The organism is Klebsiella sp. EMBS2024 (assembly GCF_036233805.1).
Taxonomy (GTDB): Bacteria; Pseudomonadota; Gammaproteobacteria; order Enterobacterales; family Enterobacteriaceae; genus Klebsiella; species Klebsiella pneumoniae.
In genome coordinates this window covers 2,217,673-2,218,840 of record NZ_JAZARW010000001.1, presented here as the reverse complement: position 1 = coordinate 2,218,840, position 1,168 = coordinate 2,217,673, and the positions used below count along the sequence as shown (strand labels likewise).

General features: G+C 56.8%; 2 protein-coding genes and 1 pseudogene. 1 reads left to right on the top strand and 2 read right to left on the bottom strand.

Annotation, left to right across the window (positions count from 1 at the left end):
- Positions 1-97: pseudogene (locus VZP09_RS10205) on the top strand (transcriptional regulator); the annotation flags it as partial.
- Positions 98-133: 36 nt separating this feature from the next.
- Here VZP09_RS10205 and VZP09_RS10200 read toward each other — a convergent pair.
- Together VZP09_RS10200 and VZP09_RS10195 are read right to left on the bottom strand one after the other, a co-directional pair.
- Complete coding sequence (locus tag VZP09_RS10200) at positions 134-622, bottom strand: DinB family protein (RefSeq protein ID WP_004175817.1); 489 nt, start codon at positions 620-622, stop codon at positions 134-136.
- A gap of 117 nt (positions 623-739) precedes the next feature.
- Positions 740-1,168 (bottom strand): anti-virulence regulator CigR family protein (locus tag VZP09_RS10195; protein WP_328795099.1); only part of this gene is annotated, 429 nt, incomplete at its 5' end.

Below are 1,168 nucleotides of genomic sequence, written 5' to 3'. Positions count from 1 at the left end.
GCCTTACATCTGGGCGTATCTATCGCCACGATCGGAACCCACCTTAGCGCCCTGTACCAGAAAACCCATACTCGACATCAGGCAGAGCTCCTGCTGATTCTCCGCGTAATCGACGGCGAATGGTTTCGCTCGGTCAGGAATGATGGTCGCGCAGGAAAACGGTCAGCACCTCTTTCGGCGGCACGCCGCCGCATTCGCCAATCATCCAGCCCACCGCGCCGCGGTGATAGGCGCCGTGAAAGAGCATGTGGTTCAGCATCTCCATCGCGGTCATATTGCCGTCGCCGCCGTCGACAAATTTGAAGGCGATACGTTCGTGGAAGTCGGCGGGGGTCATGGCGCTGACGTACTGAATGTATTCGTCCGTACAGGCGGTCATGGCCGTTTCCAGCTCATCAACGGTTGGCGTCTCAGGGGTATTCAGCGCGGTGTAGCCGTGCGGCCTGCCGCGCAGGTTCGCCCGGAAAATCATATCAACGACATGGATATGGTTCATCAGCCTGATGGTCAGGTGACGCTTTTCGCCATGTACCGTTCCGTCAATCGCGCGGATCGCCTGTAAGGTGGCAAGGTCAATCCAGCGCTTGTATTTCAACAGCGTTACTACTGTGTCTTTGTCCATAGTCGGTCCCGGGTTGGTTGAACCGTTATCATACTGGTTATGCCGGTGAGCCGTTACTCACCGGCACCAGGCACAAAAAAGCCTCGCCGAGGCGAGGCTTTTCAATAAGCAGGTGATTTAGTCAAACACACCGTTAATCACGGCGGTGACGATCGCGGTGCTCAGGGCCACCAGCACCAGATCATCGCCGACCGCCCGCCATTCATAGCCCGGATAATAGGGCAGGTCGTTAATCATAAAAGCTGGCAGGGTCTTTTTGGCGATCCCCGGAGGGAGCGGTTTGCCGCGGGCGACATTTTTGGCGATACCCGGCGGCAGCGCCTGATAGCCGACCAGACCGTAGTTCACGGCAAGGGAGCGCGCCCGTGAGAAGCTAATATCGCTGTCGACGTGGTCGGGCTTGCCGTAGTTTTTCCGTTTGCCGTGATCTTCAGTGGACTGGCCTTTATTTTGCCCTTTATTGCCATGGTCGCCACTGTTACCGTTGTTACCATGATTGCCGCTATTGCCATGGTTACCACTGTTCCCGTGATTACCACCGCCGTT

What these genes read in the sequence shown, in the direction of transcription:
- VZP09_RS10200 (WP_004175817.1), bottom strand. Translation starts at nt 622, where the DNA reads ATGGACAAAGACACAGTAGTAACGCTGTTGAAATACAAGCGCTGGATT.